We start from the raw sequence: 19,819 nt of genomic DNA, 5'->3' as shown, positions 1-19,819 counted from the left end.
ATGAGCGCGCCCTCCGCCACCCTCGGCGCCACGAAGCCGAGCATCGCCGTCGCCATCGTCGACACCGACCTGCATGTGCTGGCACGGCAGGCGCTGCTGCACAGCATGCGGGCGATGGAGCAGCAGGGCCTGCCCTTCAGCCAGGTGCTGATCTACTCGGACAAGCCCGAACTCTGGCCCGGCCTGCCGGTGATCCCGGTGCCGACGCTGCGCTCGATCACCGAATACAACCTGCTGATCACCCAGGAGCTGGCCCGGCACCTCAGCGCGGACCATGTGCTGGTGATCCAGTACGACGGCTTCGTGCTCAACGCCGACCAGTTCTCGCCGCACTTCCTGCACTACGACTACATCGGCGCGCCCTGGCCCAACTACGAGGTCAACGAGGTCGGCAACGGCGGCTTCTCGTGGCGCTCCAAGCGGCTGGTCCACGCGGTCGCGCAGCTCGACTACCCGGATCCCACCGAGGCCGAAGACCTCTACATCTGCCGCACGATGCGCGACACGCTCGAGCGCGCCGGCTGCCGCTTCGCGCCCAAGGCGATCGCCTCGCACTTCTCGGTCGAGTTCCCGGCGGTGCCCTACCCGACCTTCGGCTTCCACGGCATCTTCCATCTGCCCAGCGTCTACCGCGAGATGCCCGACTTCCTGCTGGACCACCTCTCCGACCGCATCGTCAAGACCCGCAGCGGCTTCCTGCTGCCCGGGCTGCAGGCGGTCTCGCCGGCCGCGGCGCAGAAGCTGCAGGCGCGGCTGGCGGCTCTGGGCTGAACCGCGCGCGCCCGCCCCGACGACGATGACGGCGACGACAACAACGATCCGAGACCTCCTGAAAGCCTCCCCATGAACGCGAAGAAGCAGATCGTCATCCTGATCCCCCACGGCGTGCAGACCGGCGGCCCGGAGGCGTTGCACCAGCTGTCGGACTCGCTGATCCGCCAGGGGCACGACGCGCGCGTCTGGTACGTGCTGCCGACCGACCTGCCCGCGATCGACGACCTCTTCCGCCGCAACGGCCTGACGGCAGGCACGGCGCTGAAGCTGCAGCCGCGGCCGAACACCGTGGCCGACTACCAGAAGTACCAGGTGCGGCTGGCCGAGGAGATCGCGATGACGCCCGACACCTGCGTCGTCCTGGCCGAGACCTACGTGCACTGGCTGCGCTACTTCCAGCCCTGCACGCCGATGGTCTGGTGGCTGAGCATCGACAACGCCTTCGAATACCTGTCGGTCAACAAGATCAACATGAACCTGCTGCGCAGCGAGCGGGTGCTGCACACCTACCAGTCCGGTTATGCGCACGACGTGATCCGCGCGTTGGGCTGCCTGCGCACGCTGCCGCTGTCGGACTACACGCCGGCCAAGCCGACGCCCGCCGATGGCGAGCCGGTCTTCGACACCGCCGCCAAGACGGACATCGCGCTCAACGCCAACCACAAGGTCGTCTACGACGTCGGCGCGATCGCGGCGCGGCTGGAGGCGGAGAACGGCTGCAAGGTCCACCTGATCCGCGGCCTGACGCGGGCGCAGGTCTACGAGGCGCTGGGGCGCAGCCGGCTCTTCATCGACCTGGGCACCTTCCCGGGCAAGGACCGCCTGGCGCGCGAGGCGCTGATGCGCGACTGCTGCGTCTTCGCGCTGGATGTCGGCGCGGCCCGCGACTATGTGTTGCCCGACGAGTGCTACTTCAAGCCGGACCAGGTCGACCAGGTCTTCGCCGGCGCGCACGGGCTGATGCGCGACTTCCCGCTCTACCTCGAGCTCTCGCGTCCCGCCCGGCAGGCGGTACAGCGCGAGCGGATGATCTTCGAGCGCGAGGTCGCCGGCCTGGCGCACGCCTTCGGCGCCTGATCCCGCCGGCGCTGACAGGATCGGGTTTCCACCGATCCCGTCCCGCCTCCCTCCCCGGATGTAGGTGATCGCAGCACACGCGATTCGGCGGCACGCCAATTGAGAAACGGCGGCCCAGCGCCGAAGATGAGAGCGGGACTGCAAGCACGGGTTCCGGCATCCATCAGGGGGAACACAAATGAACTTCTCAGGCCTCAAGGTCAAGACCAAGTTGTGGGCGGGATTCGGCGTCATGGCGGTCATCGTCGCCGCCGTGTCCGGCGCGGCGCTGCACTGGCTGAACCAGTCGAGCTCGCGCGTCGATGACTACCTGCAGGGCGTCGCCGCCCGCGAACGGCTGGTGGTCGCGGTGCAGTCGGCGGCGAAGTCCCGCGCCATCGCAGCGCGCAACCTGGTGCTCGTGACGACGCCGCAGGACCGCGCCACCGAGCTCGACGCCGTCACCAGATCCCATGAAGCGGTGCAACGGTCGCTCGCGCAGCTGAAATCGCACCTGGCCGCCGCGCAGGACGCGACGCCCCAGGACCGGGCCCTCTTCGACAAGGTCGCCGGGATCGAGGCCCAGTACGGCAAGGTCGCCCTGACGATCGTCGGCCTGGCCAACGACGGCAAGCGCGACGACGCCGTCACCAAGATGAACGCGGAATGCCGCCCGCTGCTGGCAGCGCTGCTGACGGCCACCGACGACTTCATCCGTTATGAGGACGAACGTTCCGCCACGGAGACCCAGGCAGCGGCCGAACTCTTCGCGACCGACCGGATGATGCTGGTCACCACGGCCGTGCTGTCGGCGGCGGTGGCCGGCCTGCTGGGCTGGCTGATCAGCCGCGCGGTGACGACGCCGCTGAACCGTGCGATCAAGGTGGCGCAATCGGTGGCCGACGGCGACCTGCGCGACGAGATCCAGGTCGACGGCCGCGACGAACTGAGCCAGTTGCTGACGGCGCTGAAGGCCATGAGCGGCAACCTGTCGACGATGGTCACCAACGTGCGCCAGGCCGCGGACGGCATCGCCACGGCGTCGACGCAGATCGCCAGCGGCAACCAGGACCTGTCCAGCCGCACCGAGACCCAGGCCAGCGCGCTGCAGGAGACGGCGTCCTCGATGGCGCAGATGACCGAGACGGTGCAGGTCAACGCCGAGTCCTCGCGCAAGGCGACGGGCCTGGCCGACGCCGCGGCGCAGGTCGCGGGTCAAGGCGGCGCGGTAGTGCACCGTGTCATGACGACGATGGAAGCCATTACCGGCTCCAGCAAGCGGATCAGCGACATCACCAGCGTGATCGACGGCATCGCGTTCCAGACCAACATCCTCGCGCTGAACGCGGCCGTCGAGGCGGCACGGGCCGGCGAGCAGGGCCGCGGCTTCGCGGTCGTGGCCAGCGAGGTGCGGGCGCTGGCGCAGCGCAGCGCGCAGGCGGCCAAGGAGATCAAGACGCTGATCTCGGACTCGGCCGCGACGGTCGACGCCGGCGCCGTGCAGGTGCAGGAAGCGGGTCGCACGATGGACCAGGTGCTGACGCAAGTCCGCAAGGTCACCGACCTGATGGGCGAGATCAGCGCCTCCACCGACCAGCAGACGCACGGCATTGTGCAGGTCAACGAGGCGGTGGCGGCGATCGACCGTGGCACGCAGCAGAACGCGGCGCTGGTCGAGGAGAGCGCCGCCGCGGCGGAGAGTCTGCGCCAGCAGGCGATGGCGCTGACGCAAGCGATCGCGCGGTTCAAGGTGCGCGGGATGGCGGGCGCCTGAGGGTCAGTCCCGGCCTGTCGGCCGTCGACAAAACCGAAGCGGGAGCCGATCAGGCTCCCGTTTTTCGTTCCATCCCGGCTTCAATCAGGTGCACAAGGGCCGTCGGTGCGAACGCCGGACGCCAGCGCGGAAACCTGATGCGATCGACATTGAACCTGCTGCGATGCCTTATAGAGTCTGCGGGTGTTCAGCCAACTCGTGAGGTCCAGCATGAGTTCGATCGCCATGACGATGTTCCTCGACTCCGCGCCCGGGGAGCTCGTCGATCTGCCGCACGCCGGCTCCGCCCTGGAGCATCCGCTGGTCTTCGACAGCGCGGCGCGCGAGATCCATCAGCTTGCCGCCGACGGCCGGGCCGAGGTCGTCGCGCAACGCGTGAGCACCGTCGGCGACGACGCGCTCATCGAGGAGTTGCGCTTCCGGCGCATCACCTGACCCTTCGCCGGGCATCGTGAATGGCGCTGTGAATGGCGACGTAAATGGCGCCGAGGTCGACGGCGCGTGCGCGGGCGCCGACGCGTCAGGGCGCGGGCGCGCTCGCGGCCAGGTCCGCCTGCATCCGCGCGCGCATCTCCGCGATGCGACGCCGCTTCTCTTCGCCCTTGGCGAGCTGCTCCGGTGACACGCCCATCGCGCGGCCCTGCTCGATCTGCTGGTCGAGCAGCGGCAGCTCGCGGTCGGCGGCATCGACGAAGGCGCGCTGCACCGCTTGATGCCGATCATGCTCGCGGCGCGTGTAGGCCTGATGATCGTCAAGTTGCCACGCTGGCGTTGCCGCCTCCGTCGCCGACCTCTGGATCGGTGGCGCGCGATCGTCGCCGGCGATGCGCGTGTCCGCGAGGCTCCATGCCGCCGGGACTTCCGCGCCCGATGAGGACGCCGGCGCCGAGGCCGACGCCACGGTCACCGTTGCGGAGAGCGCGCCGGACGTCGGCGAGCCATCCGCAGCGCGCATGGCCAGTTCCTCGCCCTCACCCGTCCGGATGGCCGCCGAGGCAGAGGCCGGCGGTGGCGCCGCGAGCGCCTGAGGCGCGGTCTCGCTGATGCCGGAGGAGCGACCGGCGGCGATCCAGGCGACCAGGGCGCCCGCGAGCGCCAATGCGACCGCCGCCGCGACCTTCAGATCGATGCGACCGCGTCGCCGGACACCTCGGGCGTCGCGTTGCCGCTGCCAGGGTTCAGTGCGCATGTCCGTGCTCCCCGCCCGCAGGCATCAGCCGTTGCGGATCGAACGGCGCATCGGGCGCCGCGATGCCCGGCGCCCACTGCAAGCCGGCGGATGCCAGCAGCTCGACCTGCCGTTGCCGCCAGCGCGCTTCCAACTTCTGCAGCGCCACGGCCTGCCGCGCCTCGTGCCGGACGGTCTCGCTGTCGGCGGGATGATGACCGCGTTTCACCGACAGCGCCTGCACCCGTTCCCAACCCTCGCCATCGGGGTGCCGTATCGGCGGCGAAGCGGGGCCCGCGGGCCACGCCTGCAACAGGTCGAGCACCCATGCGTCGATACCGGCCGTGGGCCTGGGATCACCGAGGCGCCATTCGACCGGCGCCACTCCCGCCCGCCCCCGCAGGTCCTGCCCCTGAGCATCCTCCCCGCACCCGGCAGGCACGCAGCGCAGGCGCAGCCCCTCGACGGACTCCAGGCGTTCGAAACGATCCAGATGCGCGCGGTAGTACGCGGTGATCTCCTCCGCGGTCACCGCCGCCGCCAGCGCGTCGCGAGCCGGTGCGTCCCCATGCGGATCGCCCGTCAGTCCCTGCCAGCGTTGCCAGGCGAGCTTGCGTTGCCTGGCTTCGATGACCCGGCGGACGAAGTCGAGCTCGGCCTCGCTCCAGCCGCTGCTGCGATGCAACCAGTCCTCGACGAAGCGTTCCCGCAGCAACTGCCGCGCCTGGGCTCGCGCAAAGTCGAGATCGCCCGCGCGCAAGAGGCGACGGCCCTGCACGTTCTGCAACGGCCAGACATCGGCCAGCGTGATCGCGCCGGCCGGTCCGCCGCCGAACCCGCGATATCGCAGCAGCACGAGGCGCGTCGCGCCCTCGCGCTGCGCGTCGTCCAGGTCCTCGTCCATCCGCAGGCGGTCGCCCTGCCCGCCCGACCAGAGTGCCTGCCACGCGCGCGCGTCGACCGTCGACGGCAAGGCCGGCGCCGCTGACTGCCAGTCGCGCTCGATCCGCTCGGGCCAGACCTGCTGCAAGGTCGCGAGCCATTGGCGTCGCACGTCGACCTCGGGCGCGAAGGCCACCCGCCTGCTCGCGAACAGCGCCGCGTCGCCGACCTCGCGCGAGGCCGCGTCGCCCATCAGCAGATCGACCGCGAGCTGGCGCGCCAGTTCCTGCAGCGTCAGATCTGGCTGCTCGCGGCGGGCGAGCATGAGCAGCGCCTCGGTCGGACGACGCGGGATCGTGTCGCTGCCGACGCGGGCGATCCAGGACGACGCGGCATGCGCCTCGACCGTCGTCGCCGCGATGCCACCGCTCACCGGCAGCAACGGCCCGCCGAACGCGAGCGCCAGCGCGGCCACGGTCGCCGCCGTGGCGCGCGAGCCTCGCGCCTTCACAGCCGCTCGGCCGCGCGATTCAGCAGGTGGACGACCATCGCGATCGCATGGGGCACGACGACGCGCCCCACGTCGCGACGGACCGCGTGATCGGTCGTCGACAGCACCTGTCCGCCTCGGCTGTACGAGATCTGACCGCCCTGGCGCAGCAGCGGCCGGATGTCGGCGGCGGTCGGGGCCAGCGGCGTGTAGCTGCCCAGCGCCGTGGTGACGAGCGCGTCGGCGTTCAGCGTCTCGCTGTCGTAGTAGTCCTTGACCCAGGTCTCCCAGCCGGAGTGGTTGAGCGCCGACGTCGTCCAGGTGTGATGCGGCTGCAGCAGATCGGTCGTGTGCATCACGAAGCCCAGGCTCTGCACCGTGGGCCGCGCCAGGAACTGCGACCACCAGTACTGGCCGAGGTTGTCGATCGGCTGGAACGGAGCCTTCTCGAAGTCCGCGTACATCGACGCGCTCGACGTGCCGCCCTGGCGGTAGTTGGCTTCGGTCAGTCCGTACGAGTTGTACTTGCTGCCGTCGCTGAACCAGCCCTTCATGCCGCCCTTGCCGTCGTCGAGGTGGTCGCCGACCAGCCACGCCGCGGCGAGGTCGTCGATGTCGCCCTTGACCGTGAGCCTGGCGTAGTTGTAGCCGCCGAAGGGATTGCCGTGGACGTCCGGCCCCTGCGTGCGATTCTGGAAATGCCAGTAGGACGTGTAGTTGACGATCCCCGACCCGAGGCCCCAGACCGGCGCGAGCACGCAATCGCCGGTCACCGCGCCGCAGAGGTAGGTGTCGGCGAAGTCGTCGACGTCATACGCGCCCTGGCCCAGTTGCTCGGCGAACTGGTCGATCGTGTAGCCCGCGCGCGTCACGCCGGCCAGCAGCTTCGCGTAGTTGGTGGTGTCCGCATGCCGTTGCATGTAGCGGACCGCATCGATGGCGATGCGCTTGTGGGTGTCCTGGGCGAAGGCGTTGGCCTCGGTCTGATGGACGAGGCCCGCCGCCACGGCGGTCAGAAGCAGGATGGATCGCATCGAAGTCTCCCTGATGGTCCCGAAAACCGCGTGCTTTCCGCACGTCGACATATGGGGACGGATGTTCGGGGAAACGCATGACGATCCGGTGAAGAATTCGTGCGACGCCGGGGTTCTCCCTGTCCCCAGGCGCCGGGACGTGGACCCGGGTGCGACCGGCGTGCGGCCGGGGATCGCGGGGTCAGGACTTGCCCGGCTTTCCCATGAGCTTGCCGACCGCCTTGTCGACCGTCTTGTCGACGGCCTTCGTCGGCGGCTTGATCGCCGGCCGCGCATTGCGGACCCGGTTGGCCAGGAACACCTCGCCGATGTCCAGCGTGCTCTCGTGGCCGACGTGCTGCGCGCACGTGGTCAGCCAGCCGTCGGCGGCCGCGCGGCCGAGGCCGAACAGCGTCGTCAGCAGCCGCGGATCGGTGTTGAGTTTGCTGGATGCGCCGAACTGCGCCAGCCCGCCCTCGTCGGCCACGCGGTGCAGTCGCATCTGCTTGTAGCGCGTGGGATCGACGCGCTGGTCGCGCAGCAGCCTCTGCACGAAGTGGATCGCCCGAAGCTCGGCCACCAGGCTCGCGTTGAAGGTGATCTCATTGATGCGGTCGTCGATCTCGGCGGACGTGCGCGGGATCCCGTCGTGCTGGCGCGGGTTGATCTGGACCAGCAGCACGTCGTCCGACCCGGTGCCGTAGACCAGCGGCCACAGCGCCGGATTGCCCGAGTAGCCGCCGTCCCAGAACGGCTCGCCGTCGATGACGACCGTCTGCGCGCTGTGCGGCAGGCAGGCCGAGGCCATCAGCGCCTCGATGCTCAGGTCGTCGCCGCTGAACACGCGCGGCTGCCCGGTGCGCACCGAGGTCGCGGTGACGAACACCTTGACCGGTCCTGCGTGCACGGCGTCGATGTCGACGTGACGGCGGACGATGTCCCGCAGGGGATCGAGGTTGAAGGGGTTGAGCTGATACGGGCTCCACAGCCGCAACCACGCGTCCCAGGCGGCCATCCCCGGCCACGCGCTGCGATTGAAGACCCAGGCGGGCGTCTCGAGCCGCGCGGTGTCCGTCAGGCCCTTCATCTCCCCCACGATGCCGAAACACGCGGGCACACCGGAGACGTCCTGCCAGAACCGCGACAGCGCCTGCCGCGCGCCCAGCGCACCGCCCTGTGCGAAGCCGGTCGCCATGACTGCCGCGTTCATGGCGCCTGCGCTGGTGCCGGACACGCCGTCGATGCTCAGCGAGCCGTCCTCGAGCAGCCGGTCCAGCACGCCCCAGGTGAAGGCGCCATGGGAGCCGCCGCCCTGCAGGGCGAGATCCAGGCTGGGACGGCGGTGGGACTTGGAAACAAGCGAGGACGAAGCCATGCGAACCTTTCTCGGGGTCGCATGGAATATAAGCCGCCGCGCTTGGGTCTTAGCCCTTCGAGGCCTTGGGCGGTTTCGGCTTCGACGCCCCGGGCCCGAGTCGTCCCCACCAATTGCGCACGCCGGCGCTGTTGACGATCTTGTCGTTTCGCTGCGCGTCCGTCTCCCCCTTCTCGAGACCGCGGTTGACCAGTCCCTTCAGTGTTTTCAGTGCGGCGATGTGCTTCTTTTCCTTGTTCAACGCGGCCGTGAGCGATTGCGTCACTTGATCCTGACGTCGGCCACCCGAGGTCAGCTTGCCCGTGGTCAGGGATTCCGAGTGCTGCTGGCGCGTCTTCTTCAGATTGCCGACGGTGCGCTTCGACTGTTGCAAGGCAATGTCGAAGTCCTTGGTCAGCGCATCGACTTCGGAGTCGTTATGCCCCGTCTCCAGAGCGTAGGTCTTGCCGGGCAGCCCCGCGACGCTGGCCTGCCGATATCCTCGCTTGAACAGCTCAGCCTGCAGCGATTGCGCAAAACTAGATCCGTCGCCAAAGCCTGATCCGCCGCTGCAGCTCTCCAGGTACAGCGTGCCGGCAAAGCTCTTCTGCAGGCCGTCTTTGGCCAATCGATCCGCAATCTGGCGGACATTCATGTTGGCCAATTCACCGTTCGAGAAGGGCGTGCTTGGATCACGCCCCGATCGCTCCCTTCCATGGCCCACGAGCATGATGCGCGACTGGGAGGGCAACCCGTGCAGAGGTCGTACGGCAGCGGCGTGGTGTTTCAGATGTTCCGGCAGGCTGAGGCAGCCTCGTGTGTGCCCTCCCGCGTTGTAGCGGTCCGTCAGATTGCGCCGCGCCACTTCTATCGTGATGTCATTGGGCTCCAGAGAGAGGATGACCATCCCCGGGGGGGTCATGCTCAAATCCAGCGCGCGCGCCTGAGCCACCGGCTTGCCGCCGGACAAGGCCACGACCAGGACGTTCTCCGCCCGGGCATCCGCCTTCAATTCCCATTGCACGTCCCCCTTGCCCTGAACCTGCGAGGACTTGAGCAGCGCGGCCACGGCGTGCGAGTCGATGGCGACCGGTCGATCCCAGTCGTAACGTTCCTGCAGGCTCTGCCCCAACGCCGCCGCGACCTCGCCGATCAGCTGCCGCGCATCGCCGGATGCGGGCATCGGGTGCTGATGTCCAAGTTTTTCCCCCGGCTGAAAGGCGATCGGACTGTTTCGCGGTTTCAGACGACTGGACTGTGAGAAGTCCACGCCCAGGACATGCTGCCCTTCAACGACGCTCGGACCCCGGCTGGGGTCCGTGGCCGACGCCATGGCCATGTCGTTGTCCGAAGCCGATGCCGGGTCGCCCGCCGCGCCAAGAGAAGTGAGTTTCATTGGTCATGCCGAAGTGTTCGCATGACAGGAGAGTTCGAAAACGCGCCGTTTGAGATCCACGCTCGAACAGCGGCAGGACGCGATGCCGTGACAAGTTGCCGGGAAATGGGGCGAGAGCGCCCTGCGCTACTTCGGCGGCGCGTCGGTCGGCAGCCAGCGCTTGTAGATCGCCTGGAACGTGCCGTCGCGCTTGAGCTCGTTGAGCTGCGACTGCCACGCGTGGATCGTCCCCATCGGCGTGCTGCGGGAGAACGCGATGTAGCCCTCGCTCGCGGCGAAGCTGAAGACTTCCTCCAACGCGTCGCGCGCGACGCCCGCCTGCACCAGCGTTTGCGGCATCGACAGCTTCTCCGCCGCGAACAGCGGCGCCCGGCCGGCGGCCAGCATCCGCACACCCTGGATCGGATCGCTGATCTGCTGCAGGTTGTGGAAGCCGGCCGACTGGAGCTGCGTCAGCGTGTACCAGTCCCGCACGACCAGCACCCTGGCCGCCAGCTTCGCCTCGGCCAGCGAGCGCAGCCGGATGCCGCTGCCGGCCTTCGCATAGAAGGTGCTCTGGAAGGTGACGATCGGGCCGACCCACTGGAAGAGCTTCTCGCGCTCGGGGATGCGGGCCATCGCGAACAGCGCCGCCGGCGGGCCGTCCTGCGCCTCGCGGAACGCGCGGGCCCAGGGCATGAACTCGATCGGCAGCGACTGGCCGAGCCGCTTCTGGATCGCCTGCACGATGTCGACGGAGAGCCCGCGCGGCTGGCCGGCCTCGGTGAAGTTGATCGGCGGGAATTCCTCGCTCAGCAGGCGCAGCGACGCGGACGGCGTGCCGCCGGACGACGCCGTGGCCGGAGTCGCCGAGATCGGCGTGGGCGGTGTCGACGCCGGCCCCGGCCCGAGGGCCGGAGTCGGCAGGGTGGCGCGGCCGGCGGCCTGTGCGCCGCCCAACCAGGCCAGACCCGCCAGGGTCAGATGTCGTCGATGCATCCGCGAATCAGGAAGGAAATGTCCGGTCCATGATAGGCGGCGGTAACGAAACGTCTCTTTCGCATGGAGACGAAAGCCACGGCGGCGATGCGCATTCGTGCGCAGACGCAGCCGGGGAAAACACCGAGCCGCGCTGTCACCCGCGCGTCATGCGCCTCATGCGCATCGTGCGCGTCACGCGCTCACTTGCCGCCGCGCAGCTTCGCCAGTTGGGCCTGCGTTTCGTTCCACAGGTCCATGCCCACCTGCGTCGCGACGCCCGCGTTCACGCGGGTCAGCTTGTCGCGCATGCGCGCGGTCTCGGCGGGGCTCAGTTCGTTGACGGCCATGCCCTTGGTCTTGAGCTCGGCCAGCGCCTTGGCGGCCTCGTCGCGCGTGTCCTTGCGCTCGAAGTCGCGGCTCTTCACAGCGGCCTGCTGCAGCACCGCCTGCTCGTCCTTGGACAGGCCGTCCCAGAACTTCTTCGACACCGTCACGATCCACGGGCTGTAGACGTGGTTCGTCACCGTCAGGTACTTCTGCACCTCGTAGAACTTGGCCGACAGGATGGTGTTGTACGGGTTCTCCTGGCCGTCGACCGCATTGGTCTCCAGCGCCGTGAACAGCTCCGAATACGGCAGCGGCACCGCATTCGCGCCCAGCTGCTTGAAGCTGTCCAGGAACACGGCGTTCTGCATCACGCGCAGCTTGATGCCGTTCAGGTCTTCCAGCTTGTTGACCGCATGCTTGCTGTTGGTCAGGTTGCGGAAGCCGTTCTCCCAGTAGACGAGGCCCACCAGGCCCTTGTCGGTGAGCTTGGCCTTGACCTTGTCGCCGACCGGACCGTCCAGCAGCGCGTCGGCCTCGCGGACGTCGTTGACGAGGAAGGGCGTGTCCCACAGCGCCATCTCCTTGGCGATGCCGACCAGCGTCGCGGTCGAGCCGACCATCATCTCCTGCGCGCCGCCGATCAGCGCCTGCTGCATCTGCGTGTCCGGTCCGAGCGCGGCGCCGCCGATCGCGCGGATCTTCATCTTGCCGCCGGAGAGCTTGTTCACCTCGTCGGCGAAGACCTTCACCGCGCGGCCCTGGTTGCTGTTCTCCGCCAGGCCGTAGCCGAAGCGGATCAGGCGCGGCTTGATGTCGGCGGCCTGCGCGGGCAGCGCGGCGGTCCACATCGCGGCGCTCAGCGCCGTCGCGACGGCCAGGATGTTGCGGCGGGTGTTCAGGCTCTTCAGGCTCATGCTTGTCTCCTTGGGGGAACGGGTCTCGACGGGAAGCTCGACGGGCTCAGCGCATCCACTTGATGGGCGCGGTCACGAGTTCGGGGAACGCGGTGAACATCGCGAGGATCAGCGCATACGTGATCAGGAACGGGTTCACGCCCTTGATGACCTGGTGCATCGACAGCCGGCCGACGCCGGCCACGACGTTGAGCACCGTGCCCACCGGCGGCGTGATCAGGCCGATGGCGCCGTTGAGCACGAACATCAGGCCGAAGTAGACCGGGTCGATGCCGGCCTTGACGGCGATGGGCAGCATCACCGGGGCGAAGATCAGGATGGTCGGCGTCAGGTCCAGCGCGGTGCCGATGACGACGAGGATCAGCATCATCAGCGCCATCAGCAGCCGTGGCGAATCGATCAGGCCGCCGAGTCAGCCGGTCAGCACGCCCGGCAGGTCCGCCAGCGTGATCATGTAGCTCGCGACCTGCGCGCCGGCGCACAGGAACATCACGATCGCCGTCGTCTTGGCCGCGCGCACCAGCACGCCGTGCAGGTCGCGCAGGCTCATCTCGCGGTGCACCGCGAAGCTGACGACCAGGGCGTAGAAGGCGGCCACCACGGCGGCCTCGGTGGGCGTGAAGATGCCCGTCTTCATGCCGCCGATGATGATCAACGGCATCAGCAGCGCAAAGAACGCCTTGGCGGTGGCCTTGAGCCGGTCGGCCATCGGCATCGGCGTGCCCGGCGGCAGATCGATCTTGCGCAGCTGCAGCTTCCACGCGATCAGCAGGCCCAGGCCCATCACCAGGCCCGGCACGATGCCCGAGACGAAGAGCGCGGAGATCGAGGTGTTGGTCGTCACGCCGTAGATCACGAAGGGCATGGACGGCGGGATGATGGGCGCGATGATGCCGCCCGAGGCGATCAGGCCGGCGGAGGTCCCCATCGGATAACCGTGGCGTTGCATCATCGGCAGCAGGATGGTGGCGAGCGCGGCGGTGTCGGCGAGTGCGGAGCCGCTCATGCTGGCCATCAGGACGGCGGCGCCGATGGCGACGAAGCCGAGCCCGCCGCGGATGTGGCCGACCCAGGCCTGCGCCATCTCGATGATGCGCCGGCTGATGCCGCCGGCGTTCATCAGCTCGCCGGCGAGGATGAAGAACGGGACGGCCAGCAGCGGGAAGCTGTCGATGCCGGCGACGAGGTTCTGCGCCAGCAGCTGGGTGTCCCAGAAGTCGAGCGCCCAGGCCATGCCGGCGCCGGTCAGCACCAGCGCGAAGGCCATCGGGATGCCCAGACCCATCAGCAGCAGCATGCCGACGGAGAAGACGATGAAAGCGAGTGCTTCGTTGCTCATGATCGGTGCACCCTGCCCTTATTCGACGTCCGACTCGTGGTCGAGATCGATCGGTTTGTTCCGGATCAACTCCCACACGGCCATGAGCGCGATCGCGCCGCAGGACAGCAGTGCCGGCAGCGGCAACAGCGCGTTGGAATAGCCCAGCACGACCGACCGGCTGTCCAGGCCGACGACGACCTGCTGCCACGCGCCCCACCCCACCAGGGCCGCCGCGGCGATGACGGCGATGCGGATCACGACGGTGATGACGCGCAACGCAGCGGGCTTCTTGCGCAGCGGCAGCAGCAGGCTGGTGAAGGCCATGTGCTCGCCGAGCGGATAGGCGGCGGTGGCGCCGATGAAGACCATCCAGACGAAGAGCAGGCGCGAGAGTTCCTCGCTCGCGTTGATGCCGCTGCCGAAGCCGTAGCGCAGCACGACGTTGATGAACACCGCAAGCGCCATCACGGCCAGACACAGCGCCATCGCGGCTTCGCTGAGGGTCTGCAGGCGGGAGCGTCGCGCGGGGGCCGCCGTGGTGGCGGGAGCGTCCGATGCGGGGGGCGTCATGGTCCGGTCTCCTGATTGTTGTTCGGGGTCAGCAGCGCGAGCGCCTGATCGACCTGTTCCGCCAGCGTCAGTGCGGCGGGCACGGTGATGACACCGGGTTCGCCGATGGGCGATTCCAAGGTGGCGAACTGGCTGTCGACCAGCGTGGTCGAGAAGAAGTGTCGGTCGGCGCGATCGGCGACGCGCTGGAGCGCCAGTGCTCGATCGATGTCGATGAACACGAAGCGCAGCGCCGGGCATGCACGACGCAGACGGTCGCGATACGCGCGCTTGAGCGCGGAGCAGCTGAGGACGACCGGCGACTGCTCGGCGAGCATCTGCCCGAGCCGCTCGAGCCAGCCCCAGCGGTCCTCATCGGTGAGCGGCTGACCGGCTTGCATCTTGGCGATCGACGCCGGTGCGTGGTGCGCGTCGCCTTCGATGAACGTCCAGCCAAGCGATTGAGCGAGCGCCTGCCCGACGCTGGTCTTGCCGCAACCGGCAACGCCCATCACGACGATGGCGCGTGCGGCGGTCGGGGCGGCGGTGACGGTCGGCGAAGTCATTGGATAGCGCTATCCCGAAGTCTGAAAAGAGACGGCGATCGGATGAACCGGTTCGCCGTCGGGTCCTCGTCGCACAGGGAAGCAGACGGGATAGCGCTATCTTAGATGGTGCATGGGGGCACCAGATCAGGGATTACGCGGGGTATCGAGGTGCGCGGCTTCCCAGGAGGACAGCGCTATCCTCCCGACCAATGAGTTCCCTGCCCTCCTCCAAGCGCCGGCGCGCCACCGGCCGCGCCACGCTGCAAGACGTCGCGCTTGCCGCCGGCGTCAGCCCGATCACCGCGTCGCGCGCGCTGCGCGGCGAGCGCAGCGTGGCCGCCGAGCTGGTCGAGCGCGTCACCGCCGCCGTCGCGCAACTCGGCTATGTGCCCGATCCGGCCGCGCGCGCGCTGGCCTCGTCGCGCAGCAACCAGGTCGTGGTGCTGATCCCGTTGCTGTCGAACGCGCTGTTCGTGGACCTGCTCGACGCGGCCCAGCGCACGCTGCTGGCCGCCGGCTACCAGAGCCTGATCGGCGTCACGCACTACCACCCGGAGGAAGAGGAAGCGCTGCTGCGCACCTACCTCATGAACCGGCCCGCCGGGCTGCTGGTCACCGGCTTCGACCGCACCGACGCCTCCCGTGCCTTGCTCCAGGGCAGCGGCGTGCCCTTCGTCCATGTGATGGAGAACCGCGGGGAAACGGGCCTGCATTCGGTCGGCTTCTCCCAGCAGGCCGCCGGCCATGCGATGACGGCTGAACTGGTCCGGCGCGGCTACCGCCGGATCGCCTTCGCTGCGGCGCAGCTGGATCCGCGCACCTTGCAACGCGCCGAAGGGTATCGCGCGGCACTCGGCGCGGCGCACGATCCGGCGCTGGAGTTCATGGATGCCGCGCCCTCATCGCTGGCGCTGGGCGCCACGATGTTCGAACGCGTGCTGCGCGAAGCCCCCGACGTCGACGCGATCTTCTTCAACAACGACGACCTGGCTCAAGGCGCGCTCCTGCAGGCGCTGCGCCAGGGCGTGAAAGTGCCGGAACGCGTGGCCGTCGTCGGGTTCAACGACCTGACCGGCGGCGACCAGATGCTGCCGCCGCTGAGCACCGTGAGGACGCCAAGACGGGAGATCGGCCTGGAGGCGGCACGGATGCTCGTGGCACTGATGCGCAACGAGGCGGTGCCCGAGGTCTGCATGGACCTGGGCTTCCAACTGGTCCTGCGAGAGAGCTGCTGAGCGCCTTGTCAGGCGGGCGAAAGCGCCGGCCGCTCGCTCACCAGCAGATGCCTGCGAGGTGCCCAGAACGCGCTGACGCGGACGAGGCCGAACGGATGCCGGGTCTCGAACCGGATCAGCGGCAACGCCTGCCGGCCCTGACCGTCTGCCACCAGCGGCATCAGCACCTGCCGGCGCGCGCGCGATGACACATCGATCCAGCAGCTCGCCGACGGCGTCGCGGTCCTGACGAGCGATACGACGATGTCCCACCGCGAGCGGCCGGAGGGATTGATCACGTCGAGATCGACCATCACCTCGTCCCCCGCAAAACAAGGCAGCGGCGAGCCGCAGCGCAGTTCGAGGCCCCTGAGCGTCTGCACGCCGTGCCACAGGCATCCCAGCGCGGTACCCAGCAGCAGCGCGCCGACCGTCGCCGACTCGAGCGAGTGCGCCGTCAACCCCAGCATCAGCAGCGGCATGGCGCAGGCGAGCATCGCGAAGAACAGCGGCGTGGGCACGATGTGGAGGTCGCGCAGGCGCAGGACGGCGTGATCCTGTTCTCCGGCCTTGAAATCGGCGTCGTTGGCCGCCGGGGTGGCGGCGCGCGGCGCGGAAACGCACGGCGCGAACGCCACGCGCAACTCACGTGTCGACGAGGGGCGGCGCAGCAGCGCGATCGGCGGGTTGGGCGGCGACGTGGACACGGGAGGCGGCGGCAGAGCGCGTTGAACACGATGCCGCTAATCTGCCCGCCCGCCTTGAGAGACACCACAGCCTCAATGAGTCATCCGGCGATGTCGACCAACTCATTGGTGCAGTCTCAATCCGCGATTCCAGGCGCCGGCGTGACAGGCATCACGACCGCCTGATCCGGGCCGGACGTGTCGGGCGTCGCATCGGCATCCACCGCCGAGAACACCTTGCGGCCCCGCACCAGGTACGAATAGATCACCGGCACCACCACCAGCGTCAGGAGGGTCGACGTGATCACGCCGCCGATGATCGCGCGGCCCATCGGGGCCTGGATCTCGCCGCCCTCGTTGAGCGCGATCGCCATCGGCAGCATGCCGAACACCATCGCCGCCGTCGTCATGATGATCGGCCGCATCCGGATCAGGCCCGCCTGCAGCAGCGCCTCGGGCACCGACAGGCTCTGGTCCTTGCGCAGGTGGTTGGCGAAGTCGACCAGCAGGATCGCGTTCTTCGTCACCAGGCCCATCAGCATCACCAGGCCGATCATCGAGAAGATGTTGAGCGTCGTCTTCCAGAGCAGCAACGCCACCATGACGCCGATCAAGGCCAGCGGCAACGAGGCCATGATCGCGATCGGCTGCACGAAGCTGCCGAACTGGCTGGCCAGCACGATGTAGATGAAGATCAGCGCCAGGCCCATCGCGATCAGCAGGCCGTTGAAGGCTTCGGCCTGCTGCTTGCCGTCGCCGTCGACCATGAAGCTGATGCCCGGGGGCAGTTGCGTCTCCTTGATCAGCTTCTGCACGTCGGCGTTGACGTCGCCGCCCGGGCGTCCCTGCACGCCGGCGTAGACCGCCTCGCGGCGCTGCAGGTTCTGGCGGCGGATCACCTCGGGGTTGAACACCGGCTCGATCGTCGCGACCTGCTCCAGCGAGATCGGCGAACCGTCCTTGGCGAAGGCCACCGGCAGGTTGCGCATCTGCTCGATGCTCTGGCGCTGCGCCTTGGGCAGGCGCAGCAGCACCTCGACCTGGTTGCCGTCGGGCGTGGTCCAGTAGGTGGCGATGTCGCCGTTGACATAGGCGCGCAGCGACGAGGCCACCTGCACCGCGTTCAGCCCCAGCTCGCGCACCGCGTTGTCGCGCAGCTTGACCGCGAAGGCCGGCAGACCGGGCTTGACGGTGGTGTCCACGTCGACGGCGCCCTTGATCTTCTTGACCTTCTCGGCGAAGTCCTTGGCCACCTGCGTCAGCACCTCCGGATCAGAGCCCAGGATCGTGACCCACACCGGCCGGTTGAAGCCAACGCTGACCTCGACACCGGGAATGCGCGCGATCTCGGCGCGGATCGCGTCCTCGACCTGCGTCTGCGTGCGCTTGCGTTGCTTGCGGTCGACCAGCGCGATGTCCAGGTTGGCCTGGTTGCGGCCGGTCGCCAGGCCTTCGCCGCTGCTGCCGACGACGGTCGCGACGGTCTTGATCTCCGGGAAGGTCGCGAGGATCTCCTCGACCTGCCGGACCTTGGCCTCGCCGCGCTCCAGGCTGGTGGCCACGGGCATGCGCAGCGTCAGGTGGGTGAAGCCCTGGTCGATCTGCGGCTGGAACTCGCTGCCCACCGCGGGCACCAGCAGGATCGCCAGCACGAAGCTGCCGACACCCGACCACGCGACGATGCCGCGCGGCGTGATCGTCGCCATGCGCAGTCGGCGCGGCGCCTGCTTCAGGCGGACGCCGTCGGGGCCGAAGGGCCTGCCGAAGGCCGGCAGCGGGAACCGGAAGCGGCGCGGCGAGAACACCCAGCGCAGCGTCTTCTCGTAGACCGTGTGCAGCAGGTCCATGCCGGCGTCGGTGGCGCGGATCAGGTGGCCGATGACGGGCACTTTCTTGACGTAGGTGCTGGGCGGATCGGGCCACACCGACGACAGCATCGGATCCAGCGTGAAGCTCACGAACAGCGACACCAGCACCGCGACGGCGACGGTGATGCCGAACGGATAGAAGAACTTGCCGACGATGCCGCCCATGAACGCGACCGGCACGAACACCGCGCAGATCGCGAAGGTCGTGGCCATCACGGCCAGGCCGATCTCGTTGGTGCCGTCCTCGGCCGCGGCGTGGTGGTCCTTGCCCATGCCGACGTGGCGCACGATGTTCTCGCGCACGACGATCGCATCGTCGATCAGCAGCCCGATGCACAGGCTCAGGGCCATCATCGTCATGAAGTTCAGCGTGAAGCCGAAGGCGTAGATCGCGATGAAGCTGGAGATCACCGAGATCGGCAGCGTCAGCCCGGTGATGATGGTCGAGCGCCAGCTGTGCAGGAACAGGAACACGATGGCGATGGTCAGCAGCGCGCCCTCGATCAGGGTGTGGCGCAGGCCGTCGAGCGAGTGCTTCACGAAGTCGCTGTTGACGTAGACCAGGCGCAGCTCCATGTCCTTGGGCAGCGTCTTGCGCAGTTCCTCGACGGCGACCTTCACCGCCTCGCCGGTCTGGACGATGTTGGCGTCCTGCTGCTTGAAGATGTTGAAGGTCACGGCCGGCTGGCCGTTGATGCGGGCGATGGAATCGAGCTCGCGCTCGCGCTCGCTGAGCGTGCCCAAATCGCCGAGCGTCAGCGCCAGGTCGCCGCGGCGCGCGACGACGACGTTCACGAACTGCTTCGGATCCTTCACCTTGCCCTCGACGCGCAGCATCGCGTCGTCGTAGCGGTTGGAGATCAGGCCCACCGGCGCGTCGGTGTTGGCCGCGTTCAGCGCGGTGGAGATCTCCGCCGGGGTGATGTTGTAGGCGCGCAGGCGCGTCGGGTCGAGGTCGATGCGGACCTCGCGCACGGCCATCCCGCCGACGTCCACCTTGGCCACGCCCTCGACGCGGCCCAGGCGCTTGGAGACGGTCAGGTCGGCCAGCATCGAGAGCTCGCGCAGCGTGCGGTTCGAGCTCATCAGCGCGGCCACGATGATCGGCTGCGCGTTCTCGCCCTGGAAGCGCTGCACCATCGGCGGCTTCACGTCACGCGGGAACTGCGCCTGCGCGATCGCGACGCGGTCGCGGATCTCCTGCATGCCGCGGTTCATGTCGGCGTTCAGCGAGAACTCGACCGAGGTCTGCACGCGGCCCTCGAAGCTGCGCGACTGCACGCGCTCCACGCCGGCGATGGTGTTGAGCGCCTCCTCGAGCGGCTTGGCCACTTCGCGCTCGACGGCCTCGGGCGAGGCGCCGGGGTACTGGATGTCGATCTGCGCGCCGGGGAAGGTGATGTCGGGCGACTGCTCGACGCCCAGCTTGGAATAGGCGACCAGCCCCAGCACGCACAGCGCGACCATGACCATGGTGGCGAAGACGGGGTTGCGGATCGAGACGCGGGTCATCCACATGGGAAGC

16 protein-coding genes and 1 pseudogene are annotated in these 19,819 nt (G+C 68.6%); 5 read left to right on the top strand and 12 right to left on the bottom strand.

Annotated elements, in window-relative coordinates; all coding sequences use genetic code 11:
- The 4 genes from AC07PR_RS00705 to AC07PR_RS00690 all read left to right on the top strand — a co-directional run bounded on the left by AC07PR_RS00705 (position 1) and on the right by AC07PR_RS00690 (position 4,039).
- On the top strand, positions 1-771 hold the full coding sequence (locus AC07PR_RS00705; RefSeq protein WP_377154802.1) for a DUF5672 family protein: 771 nt from the start codon (positions 1-3) through the stop codon (positions 769-771).
- A 72-nt stretch (positions 772-843) separates the two neighbouring features.
- Entirely contained in the window at positions 844-1,851 is a 1,008-nt protein-coding gene (locus tag AC07PR_RS00700) for a hypothetical protein (RefSeq protein WP_495134032.1), read from the top strand.
- Positions 1,852-2,029: 178 nt separating this feature from the next.
- On the top strand, positions 2,030-3,604 hold the full coding sequence (locus AC07PR_RS00695; RefSeq protein ID WP_495134031.1) for a methyl-accepting chemotaxis protein: 1,575 nt from the start codon (positions 2,030-2,032) through the stop codon (positions 3,602-3,604).
- A gap of 210 nt (positions 3,605-3,814) precedes the next feature.
- Positions 3,815-4,039 (top strand): hypothetical protein, encoded by a 225-nt coding sequence (locus AC07PR_RS00690; RefSeq protein WP_377154799.1) that lies wholly within the window; start codon positions 3,815-3,817, stop codon positions 4,037-4,039.
- An 85-nt stretch (positions 4,040-4,124) separates the two neighbouring features.
- Here AC07PR_RS00690 and AC07PR_RS00685 read toward each other — a convergent pair whose 3' ends face one another.
- From AC07PR_RS00685 to AC07PR_RS00640, 10 genes and pseudogenes are all read right to left on the bottom strand, one after another.
- A complete protein-coding gene (locus AC07PR_RS00685) occupies positions 4,125-4,793 on the bottom strand; it encodes a hypothetical protein (protein WP_495134030.1) in 669 nt (222 codons plus the stop codon).
- Positions 4,783-6,165 (bottom strand): hypothetical protein, encoded by a 1,383-nt coding sequence (locus tag AC07PR_RS00680; RefSeq protein WP_495134029.1) that lies wholly within the window; start codon positions 6,163-6,165, stop codon positions 4,783-4,785. Before AC07PR_RS00680 ends, AC07PR_RS00685 begins: the two co-directional genes overlap by 11 nt.
- Positions 6,162-7,178, bottom strand: coding sequence for a phospholipase C/P1 nuclease family protein (locus tag AC07PR_RS00675; RefSeq protein WP_431103879.1), 1,017 nt, complete (start codon positions 7,176-7,178; stop codon positions 6,162-6,164). The genes AC07PR_RS00680 and AC07PR_RS00675 overlap by 4 nt, the downstream gene beginning before the upstream one ends.
- A 181-nt stretch (positions 7,179-7,359) precedes the next feature.
- Entirely contained in the window at positions 7,360-8,532 is a 1,173-nt protein-coding gene (locus AC07PR_RS00670) for a patatin-like phospholipase family protein (protein ID WP_495134028.1), read from the bottom strand.
- Positions 8,533-8,581: 49 nt separating this feature from the next.
- Complete coding sequence (locus AC07PR_RS00665; RefSeq protein ID WP_495134027.1) at positions 8,582-9,907, bottom strand: hypothetical protein; 1,326 nt, start codon at positions 9,905-9,907, stop codon at positions 8,582-8,584.
- A 126-nt stretch (positions 9,908-10,033) separates the two neighbouring features.
- Complete coding sequence (locus AC07PR_RS00660; RefSeq protein WP_495134026.1) at positions 10,034-10,885, bottom strand: substrate-binding periplasmic protein; 852 nt, start codon at positions 10,883-10,885, stop codon at positions 10,034-10,036.
- 182 nt (positions 10,886-11,067) lie between these two features.
- The gene (locus AC07PR_RS00655) at positions 11,068-12,108 is read right to left on the bottom strand and encodes a TRAP transporter substrate-binding protein (RefSeq protein WP_495134025.1); all 1,041 of its coding nucleotides are present in this window, start codon (positions 12,106-12,108) and stop codon (positions 11,068-11,070) included.
- A 46-nt stretch (positions 12,109-12,154) separates the two neighbouring features.
- Positions 12,155-13,447: pseudogene (locus AC07PR_RS00650) on the bottom strand (TRAP transporter large permease).
- Positions 13,448-13,465: 18 nt separating this feature from the next.
- Positions 13,466-13,999, bottom strand: coding sequence for a TRAP transporter small permease (locus tag AC07PR_RS00645; RefSeq protein ID WP_495134024.1), 534 nt, complete (start codon positions 13,997-13,999; stop codon positions 13,466-13,468).
- Positions 13,996-14,544 carry a gluconokinase gene (locus tag AC07PR_RS00640; protein ID WP_495134023.1) on the bottom strand — a complete coding sequence of 183 codons (549 nt, stop codon included), beginning with the start codon at positions 14,542-14,544 and terminating at the stop codon, positions 13,996-13,998. The genes AC07PR_RS00645 and AC07PR_RS00640 overlap by 4 nt, the downstream gene beginning before the upstream one ends.
- Positions 14,545-14,735: 191 nt before the next feature.
- Between AC07PR_RS00640 and gntR the strand changes: the two genes are divergently transcribed.
- On the top strand, positions 14,736-15,761 hold the full coding sequence (gene gntR / locus AC07PR_RS00635; RefSeq protein WP_483106626.1) for an HTH-type transcriptional regulator GntR: 1,026 nt from the start codon (positions 14,736-14,738) through the stop codon (positions 15,759-15,761).
- An 8-nt stretch (positions 15,762-15,769) separates the two neighbouring features.
- On the opposite strand, the gene AC07PR_RS00630 is transcribed toward gntR, so the two are convergent.
- Together AC07PR_RS00630 and AC07PR_RS00625 are read right to left on the bottom strand one after the other, a co-directional pair.
- Positions 15,770-16,378, bottom strand: coding sequence for a hypothetical protein (locus tag AC07PR_RS00630; protein ID WP_495134022.1), 609 nt, complete (start codon positions 16,376-16,378; stop codon positions 15,770-15,772).
- A 185-nt stretch (positions 16,379-16,563) separates the two neighbouring features.
- Positions 16,564-19,812 carry an efflux RND transporter permease subunit gene (locus AC07PR_RS00625; protein WP_495134021.1) on the bottom strand — a complete coding sequence of 1,083 codons (3,249 nt, stop codon included), beginning with the start codon at positions 19,810-19,812 and terminating at the stop codon, positions 16,564-16,566.
- Between the last annotated feature and the right edge of the window lie 7 nt (positions 19,813-19,819).

The sequence above is a fragment of the Roseateles sp. GW821-FHT09H11 genome (assembly GCF_059415845.1).
The sequence above is the reverse complement of the archived record's forward strand: the minus strand, read 5'-3'. Positions and strand labels throughout refer to the sequence as shown.

Excerpts from the sequence above, each read along its gene's own strand:
- AC07PR_RS00700 (WP_495134032.1), top strand. The coding sequence starts at position 844 with ATGAACGCGAAGAAGCAGATCGTCATCCTGATCCCCCACGGCGTGCAG.
- AC07PR_RS00660 (WP_495134026.1), bottom strand. The coding sequence starts at position 10,885 with ATGCATCGACGACATCTGACCCTGGCGGGTCTGGCCTGGTTGGGCGGC.
- AC07PR_RS00675 (WP_431103879.1), bottom strand. The coding sequence starts at position 7,178 with ATGCGATCCATCCTGCTTCTGACCGCCGTGGCGGCGGGCCTCGTCCAT.
- gntR (WP_483106626.1), top strand. The coding sequence starts at position 14,736 with ATGAGTTCCCTGCCCTCCTCCAAGCGCCGGCGCGCCACCGGCCGCGCC.
- AC07PR_RS00685 (WP_495134030.1), bottom strand. The coding sequence starts at position 4,793 with ATGCGCACTGAACCCTGGCAGCGGCAACGCGACGCCCGAGGTGTCCGG.
- AC07PR_RS00645 (WP_495134024.1), bottom strand. The coding sequence starts at position 13,999 with ATGACGCCCCCCGCATCGGACGCTCCCGCCACCACGGCGGCCCCCGCG.
- AC07PR_RS00640 (WP_495134023.1), bottom strand. The coding sequence starts at position 14,544 with ATGACTTCGCCGACCGTCACCGCCGCCCCGACCGCCGCACGCGCCATC.
- AC07PR_RS00665 (WP_495134027.1), bottom strand. The coding sequence starts at position 9,907 with ATGAAACTCACTTCTCTTGGCGCGGCGGGCGACCCGGCATCGGCTTCG.
- AC07PR_RS00625 (WP_495134021.1), bottom strand. The coding sequence starts at position 19,812 with ATGTGGATGACCCGCGTCTCGATCCGCAACCCCGTCTTCGCCACCATG.
- AC07PR_RS00670 (WP_495134028.1), bottom strand. The coding sequence starts at position 8,532 with ATGGCTTCGTCCTCGCTTGTTTCCAAGTCCCACCGCCGTCCCAGCCTG.
- AC07PR_RS00695 (WP_495134031.1), top strand. The coding sequence starts at position 2,030 with ATGAACTTCTCAGGCCTCAAGGTCAAGACCAAGTTGTGGGCGGGATTC.
- AC07PR_RS00655 (WP_495134025.1), bottom strand. The coding sequence starts at position 12,108 with ATGAGCCTGAAGAGCCTGAACACCCGCCGCAACATCCTGGCCGTCGCG.
- AC07PR_RS00705 (WP_377154802.1), top strand. The coding sequence starts at position 1 with ATGAGCGCGCCCTCCGCCACCCTCGGCGCCACGAAGCCGAGCATCGCC.
- AC07PR_RS00690 (WP_377154799.1), top strand. The coding sequence starts at position 3,815 with ATGAGTTCGATCGCCATGACGATGTTCCTCGACTCCGCGCCCGGGGAG.